Origin of the sequence: Nocardioides sp. (assembly GCF_035429765.1) — a bacterium.
GTDB lineage: Bacteria > Actinomycetota > Actinomycetes > Propionibacteriales > Nocardioidaceae > Nocardioides.
Map to the genome: position 1 here is coordinate 1 of NZ_DAOMFK010000156.1, position 7,266 is coordinate 7,266.

Here is a 7,266-nt window from a genome sequence, read left to right on the forward strand (position 1 = left end):
CAGCAGCTCCAGCCGGGGGGCCACCGAGTCCGCCTCCGCGCCAGGGGTGCAGGGTCGCAGCCCGCTGGCGCCCACCCCACCGGCGAACCCGTCGGCGACCCCGGTGAGGGCACGCAGCCCGTCGGGTGCGGCCCAGACCAGCACCAGGTCTTGCAGCCGGCACAGCGCCGCGGCCGTCGCCCCCGGGGCCGCGTGGACCACCTGCTCGAGCCGGCCCTGGTCGCACGGGCCAACCACCACCAGCGCGTCGAGCACCGCCAGCTCGAGGTGGGTCAGGCCGTCCATGGCGCGCAGCAGCGAGGACCGGACGGCGGCCCGCGAAGCCAGCTGCGAGGAGTCGTGCGGGGTGGGGGAGACCAGGTCCGGGCGCTCCCGCAGCAGCGTGGCGAGCCGCTCGTCGGACCAGCCACGCAGCAGGTCGGCGAGGGTGCGGGGGGCGGGCGGGCTCACCATCGCGCCCACGCTACCGGCGCGCCCCTTGCCTGCCCCGTCCTCGCCCAGCATCGTGGTGCCCGGAACCCTCGGCGGCAGGAGGTCGGTGCGTGGAGACGGGCCGCGGCCAGGTGCACGGTGGCGCCGCGAGCGACGTCGGGAAGGTACGCCGCGTCAACCAGGACGCGTGCCTGGTGGCCCCGCCGGTCCTCGTGGTGGCCGACGGCATGGGCGGCCACGCGGCCGGCGAGGTGGCCAGCCGGATCGTGGTGGAGACCTTCGACGCCCTGGCCGGCTCGCGCCACGACCTGCGCAGCGGCGCCCAGGCCGTCGTGGGCACGCTCGCGGAGTGCCAGCGACGGATCCTGGAGTACTCGAGCGCCCAGGGCCAGGGTGCCCCCAGCCGCTGGTACGCCGGCACCACCGCGGTCGTCGCCCTGCTCGTGGAGGAGGACGGCTCGCCGCGCTGGCTGGTCGCGAACCTGGGGGACTCCCGGGCCTACCTGCTCGACGGCGGCCGGCTGGCCCAGGTCACCGTCGACCACTCCCTGGTCCAGCAGCTGCTGGACGCCGGGGAGATCCGCGCGGAGGAGGTCGCGACCCACCCCGAGCGGCACGTGGTCACCCGCGCGTTGGGCGGGCCGCACGCCCCCGAGCCCGACCTGTTCCTCCTGCCGGCGACCGGGCGGCTGCTGCTGTGCTCCGACGGGGTCACCGGGATGCTCTCCGACGAGCGGCTGGCCGAGCTGCTGGCCTCCACCCGGGACCCGCAGCAGACCGCCGACCTGGTGGTCGAGGCCGCAGTGGCGGCCGGGGGGATCGACAACGCGACCGCGGTGGTGGCCGATGTGGTGGGATGGGCCCCGCCCCAGGAGGACGACGGCACACGGGAGGCCAGCCGATGAGCGCACAGGGACGCCGGTGCTACCGGCCGGGCGGCTGGTTCGGCATCTTCGGGGAGCGGGCCACCGTGCTGCTGCCGCCCTCGGAGAAGCACCGGGTCGCCGCCCTGTGGGCGCTGGTCGACGAGGGCGCCGGGTTCGACGAGGTGCTCGACGGCGTGCTCAGCGGGGGGCTGCGCGACCTGCCCGCGTTCGTGCTGGTCAGCCCGGTGGAGGACGGCACCAAGGTGGTGCTGCGCGGGCCGGCGGTCGCCGGGTTCCTGGTGGAGGGTCGCTGGCTCGAGGTCGCCGGCTCCCGCGACACCACCTGGGTGGAGCGGACCCTGACCGGGGTCACCCGCATGGTGGTCGAGGTCGAGGCCGGGCCCGAGGGCGACGGCCTGGTCGTCGACGCGGGGCTGGTCCGGCTCTCGCGCGTCGAGCAACCGCCCCCCGAGCCCGACCCGGAGCCCACGCCACCGGCGTACGCCGAGGTGGACGAGGCGGAGCACGAGACCGTGGTGGAGCCCCCGATCTGGCACGAGCCGGAGCCCGAGCCCGAGCCGGAGCCCGAGCCCGAGCCGGAGGGACCGGTGGCTCGGCTGCGCTTCTCCAGCGGCGAGGAGGTCGCGGTGGACCGGCTGGTGCTGGTCGGCCGGGCCCCGGAGCCGCACCGCTACACGTTGACCGAGGAGCCGGTGCTGGTGCGGGTGCCGAGCCCGCACCAGGAGATCTCGGCCACGCACCTGGAGGTTCGACCCGGCTCGGGGGCCGAGCGTGGCCGCGCCGTGGTGACCGACCTGGGCTCGACGAACGGGACCGTGCTCTACCAGCCCGGGGCGCAGCCCGAGGACCTGCACCCGGGGATCGCCGTCCCGCTGGCGCCAGGCGCCCTGATCGACCTCGGTGACGGTCTCACCATCCAGGTGGAGTAGGCCCGGCGGAGGCCCGGAGGCGTCCGAAATGCACGAGGATGCAACTTTGCACTCGTGTGCAGCATCCGGGTTAGCATTGCCGGTATGAGCCTCCCGGTCGGCCTGCGCGAGCAGAAGAAGGCCCGGACCCGGGCCGACCTCGTCGACGCGGCCTACGCGCTGGTCACCGAGCAGGGCATGGCAGGGGTGACCGCCGAGGCGGTCGCCGCCCGGGCAGGGGTCTCGCGGCGCACGTTCTTCAACTACTTCCCCTCCGTCGAGTCCGTGCTCACCGCCGGGGTGGGGGACTTCTTCCTCGCCCTCGGTGACCGGCTTCAGGAGTGTCCGCCCGACGAGGCGGTCCTGGACTCGGTCGAGCGGCTGGTCGCGGCGCCGACCGACCCCGCGCTCTTCGAGCGGATCGGCGTGATGGGAGTCGTCGGGCTGGGTTCGGCCCAGGCCCGGGCCGTCATCCAGGGCTTCCTGCACGACTGGCTGGGCTGGCTCACCGCGCACCTGCGGGAGCGGCTCCCGGCCGACACCGAGGACCTCTACGTGGTCAACCTGGCCACCGCGTTCGTCGCCGTCTCCGAGGCCGCCCTCTACGTCTGGGCCGACCGCACCGGAGGCACGCTCAGCGCCCGCTCGGTGGCCGAGCTGCAGGCGATCTTCGCCGAGAGCGTCCGCTACCTCCGGACCGGCTTCGACCGCCCGGCCACCACCCCCCACCCCACCCGCTCGGAGGACTGACATGGCCACCGCTCTCTACCGCCTCGGACGCTGGTGCGCGCGGCACGCCTGGCGCGTGGTCGCGGCCTGGCTGGTGGTTCTCGGCGTGGTGGCCGCGGGCGCCGCGACGCTCGGCACCCCGCTGACCAGCGCGGTGTCGATCCCCGGCAGCGACTTCCAGCGGGTGCTCGACTCACTCGGCCGCAAGATCCCGGAGGCCTCCGGCGGGGTGGCCACGGTGGTGTTCCGCAGCGACTCCGGCGAGTTCACCCCCGCCCAGCAGCAGGCGGTGCGGGGGGTCCTGGACGAGTGGTCGGCGCTGCCGCAGGTCAAGAGCGTGGTGGACCCCTTCGCCCAGCAGCAGCGGCTCGACGAGGGCGCCGCCGCCCTCGAGGAGGCCGGAACGACGCTCGCCGACGCGAAGGCGCAGCTGGCCGACGGCCGGGCCCGGCTCGACGCCGCCCAGGGGCAGCTCGCCTTCGCCCGCAGCGTGCTGGCCGACCTCGAGGCCAGCAGTCCCACGGACCCCCAGATCCCCGTCCTGCGGGCCCAGATCCGTGGTGGTGCGGCCACCCTGGCCGACAAGGAGGCTGAGTACGCCGCCGGTGCGCGCAAGCTCGCCCGCGGCGAGGCGAGGTACGCCGCCGGGCAGGCCCAGCAGGGGATGCTCAACGGGCTGCGCTTCGTCACCGCGGACGGCGGTGTCGCGTACTCCCAGATCCAGTTCGAGACCAACGCCCAGTCGGTGCCGCCGGAGGTGCGCGAGCAGATCCGCACCCTCGGGGCGCCCCTGGCCGAGGCCGGGGTGCGCACCGACTACAGCGTGGAGATCACCCAGGCGATCTCCGTGGTCGGGCCCGGCGAGGTGGCCGGCCTGGTGCTGGCCGGGATCGTCCTGGTCGGGATGCTCGGGACGCTCGTCGCGGCCGGGCTGCCGCTGGCCGTGGCGCTGCTCGGGGTGGGGGTCGGGCTGCTGGCCGCGGTCACCACCACCTGGTTCTACGAGATGAACTCGATCACGCCGGCGCTGGCGCTGATGATCGGCCTGGCCGTCGGGATCGACTACGCGCTGTTCATCGTCAACCGGCACCGCAACCAGATCCTGCGCGGGACGCCGCTGGAGGAGTCGATCGGCCGCGCGGTGGGCACCGCCGGGAACGCGGTCATCTTCGCGGGCTCCACCGTGGTCATCGCGCTGGCCGCGCTGGTCGTCAGCGGCATCCGTATCCTGGGCCAGCTCGGTCTGGTGGCCGCGGGCACGGTCGCGGTCACCGTCGCCGTGGCCGTCACCCTCAGCCCGGCGGTGCTCGCTCTGATGGGCACCCGGGTGGTCTCCCGGCGCGCCTGGCGCACCGCGGGCTTCACGACGCCGGGCGACCCGGCGACCCGCACCGCGCACGACGACCGGGAGGAGGAGCACGGCGGGTGGTACGTCACGCTCCTCACCCGCCGCCCCTGGCTCACGGTGCTGGCGGTGGTGGCGGTGGTCGGGCTGCTCGCCCTGCCGGCCCGCGACCTGCGTCTGGGCCTGCCCGACGGCAGCTCCGAGCCACCCGACTCCACCGCGTTCGCGGCGTACCAGACCGTGGCCGAGGAGTTCGGCCCGGGCGTGAACGGACCGCTGGTGGCGGTGGTGACCCTGCCCGAGGGCACCTCGGCCGCCCAGGCGGCGGCGACGCAGGTCGAGGTCGGCACCCAGCTCTCCCGGCTCTACCGGGTGCGTCACGTGGTGCCCTTCGGCCAGAGCGCCGACCACACGATGCTGGCCTTCCAGGTCGTCTTGGACAGCGGCCCGTCGGAGCAGCGGACGGTGGAGGCCGTCCAGGTGATCAAGGACAGCCTTCCCCAGCTGGGCCGCAGCACCGGCGCCACGATCGAGCTGACCGGGCAGACCGTGGCCAACATCGAGATCTCCCAGCGGCTGGCCGACGCGCTGCCCTTGTACCTGCTCCTCGTCGTGGGGCTCTCGCTGCTGATCCTGACCGTGGTGTTCCGGTCCCTGGTCGTGCCTCTGGTGGCCACCGGCGGGTTCCTGCTGTCGGTGGCGGCCGCCTTCGGCGCGACCGTGGCCGTCTACCAGTGGGGCTGGCTGGGCTCGGTGCTCGCGGTGCCGCACCCGGGCCCCCTGCTGTCGTTCATGCCGATCATCCTGATCGGCGTGCTGTTCGGTCTGGCGATGGACTACCAGATGTTCCTCGTCTCGGGGATGCGCGAGGCCTACGCGCACGGGGCGGAGCCACGGACGGCCGTCCGGACGGGGTTCGTGCACGGGGCCAAGGTGGTCACCGCGGCGGCCGTGATCATGGCCTCGGTCTTCGGCGGCTTCGTGTTCGCGGAGCTGACCATGGTCCGGGCCATCGGCTTCGGGCTGGCCGTGGGCGTCCTCGTCGACGCCGTCCTGGTCCGGATGACCCTCACCCCCGCCCTGATGCACCTGATGGGGCGCCACGCCTGGTGGATCCCTGCCTGGCTGGACCGCCGCCTGCCCGACCTCGACCTCGAGGGGACCGGCCTCACCGCCCACCTGGCGGAGCGTGATGCTCGCGCCGCGCAACGGGAGCGTGCGACCCTGGGCTCGTGAGCTGACCGGGAGGACCAGGAGCGGAGATGGCGGAGATCATCCAGTCGGTCCGCTCGGCGCTGGCCGTGCTCGACTGCTTCGCCGACGAGGAGGAGCTCGGGGTGACCGAGGTCGCTCAGCGGCTCGGCGTTGCCAAGAGCAGCGCCCACCGGCTGCTCACCAGCCTGGGCACGCACGGCCTGGTCGAGCGCAGCCCGGAGAGCGGGCGGTACCGGCTGGGCATGCACCTCTACGAGCTCGGCCAGCTCGCCATGGCCCGCAACCGCCTGCGGACCGTCGCCCTGCCGGTGCTGGCGGACCTGCGCCAGCGATCAGGGCTCAGCGTGCAGCTGGCCGTCCCCGACGGGGCGGACGTGCTCTACACCGAGCGCCTCGAGACCACGCTGGGGGTGGCGCTGATGCGGCGTACCGGTCGGCGGCTGCCCGCCCACACGACCAGCTCGGGCAAGGCCATCGCGGCCTACAACCCGGCCTTCGCCGAGGCCTGCCGCCGGCGTGGCTTCGCCGCGCGGACCCCTGCCACCCTGCGCACCGTGGAGGAGTTCGACCGGACCCTCGCCGAGACCCGGCGCCGGCACGGGGCGATCTCCTTCGACGAGGCGACGATGGGCATCGGCTCGTGCGCCGCCCCGATCCACGGGCCGGCCGGCGAGGCGCTCGCCGCGGTGTCGCTGGTGGGTCCGACCGAGGTGTTCCGGGCCCGTGGCGGGCGCTACCTCAAGCTCGTGCTCGCCGCCGCCGCCACGCTGTCCCGCGTCCCGGTGGTCTGATCCCAGCCGTTCCGGAGGACGGAACGTCCGCTCGGCAGGGTACGACGCGCTCCTACCGTGCGTCGTACCCCACCGTGTGACAAGGAGCACTGATGACCGTGTGGACCGTTGAGTCCGTCGCCAGCGAGCTGCTCGACTGCGAGGCCCAGCGACGGGACCGGACCAGGTTCACCGACGAGTGGCCCGAGCTGGACGTCGACACCGGCTACCAGGTCCAGGACGAGACTCTGCGGCGGAGACTGGCCCGTGGCGAGAGCCTGGTCGGTGTGAAGCTGGGACTGACCAGCAAGGCCAAGCAGCAGCGGATGGGTGTGGACACCCCCTTCGTCGCCTGGCTGACCGACGCCATGGTGCTCCAGCCCGGTGAGCCCGTCCCGCAGGACCGGCTCATCCACCCCCGCATCGAGCCCGAGATCGTGTTCGTCATGAAGGAGCGGCTCGCCGGGCCCGGCGTCACCGCGGAGCAGGCCCTCGCCGCGGTGGGCAGCGTCCACGCGGGCGCCGAGGTGATCGACAGTCGGTACCGCGACTTCAGGTTCGCCGCGGGCGACGTCGTCGCCGACAACGCCTCCTCCGGCGCCTACGTCGTCGCGGCGCAGGGGCTCCCCGCCGATGCCGTGGACCTGGTCGCGGAGCAGGTGGTCGTGGAGGTCGACGGCGAGGCGGTCGACCGGGCCACGGGCGCCGCGGTGCTCGGCCACCCCGCGGAGGCGCTGGCGCTGGCGGTCAACGAGCTGTCCCGCCGCGGGCTCGCCGTGGAGGCCGGCTGGACCGTCCTGACCGGGGGCATGACCGACGCCGTCTTCGCCACCCGCGGGTCCACCGTGGCCTGCCGGTTCGCCAGCCTCGGGGACGTCGAGCTGTTCTGCGGCGAGGCGGGTGGGGCGTGATGCCGCTGGTCGAGATCACCCTCGTGGAGGGACGCACCCCCGAGCAGCTGCGGGCGATGGTCAGCGCAG

6 protein-coding genes and 1 pseudogene are annotated in these 7,266 nt (G+C 74.3%); 6 read left to right on the forward strand and 1 reads right to left on the reverse strand.

The window, feature by feature from the left end:
* Positions 1-453: pseudogene (locus PLP61_RS12930) on the reverse strand (hypothetical protein); the annotation flags it as partial.
* An 89-nt stretch (positions 454-542) separates the two neighbouring features.
* On the opposite strand from PLP61_RS12930, the gene PLP61_RS12935 reads away from it, so the two are divergent.
* The 6 genes from PLP61_RS12935 (at position 543) to PLP61_RS12960 (ending at position 7,197) form a co-directional block, all read left to right on the forward strand.
* Positions 543-1,337 (forward strand): PP2C family protein-serine/threonine phosphatase, encoded by a 795-nt coding sequence (locus tag PLP61_RS12935; protein ID WP_324503145.1) that lies wholly within the window; start codon positions 543-545, stop codon positions 1,335-1,337.
* A complete protein-coding gene (locus tag PLP61_RS12940) occupies positions 1,334-2,248 on the forward strand; it encodes an FHA domain-containing protein (RefSeq protein WP_324503146.1) in 915 nt (304 codons plus the stop codon). The genes PLP61_RS12935 and PLP61_RS12940 overlap by 4 nt, the downstream gene beginning before the upstream one ends.
* Positions 2,249-2,332: 84 nt before the next feature.
* Entirely contained in the window at positions 2,333-2,977 is a 645-nt protein-coding gene (locus PLP61_RS12945; RefSeq protein WP_324503147.1) for a TetR/AcrR family transcriptional regulator, read from the forward strand.
* A 1-nt stretch (position 2,978) separates the two neighbouring features.
* Positions 2,979-5,537 (forward strand): MMPL family transporter, encoded by a 2,559-nt coding sequence (locus PLP61_RS12950; RefSeq protein ID WP_324503148.1) that lies wholly within the window; start codon positions 2,979-2,981, stop codon positions 5,535-5,537.
* A 26-nt stretch (positions 5,538-5,563) separates the two neighbouring features.
* Positions 5,564-6,307 carry an IclR family transcriptional regulator gene (locus tag PLP61_RS12955; RefSeq protein ID WP_324503149.1) on the forward strand — a complete coding sequence of 248 codons (744 nt, stop codon included), beginning with the start codon at positions 5,564-5,566 and terminating at the stop codon, positions 6,305-6,307.
* A gap of 92 nt (positions 6,308-6,399) precedes the next feature.
* The gene (locus PLP61_RS12960; protein ID WP_324503150.1) at positions 6,400-7,197 is read left to right on the forward strand and encodes a 2-keto-4-pentenoate hydratase; all 798 of its coding nucleotides are present in this window, start codon (positions 6,400-6,402) and stop codon (positions 7,195-7,197) included.
* Positions 7,198-7,266 lie beyond the last annotated feature (69 nt).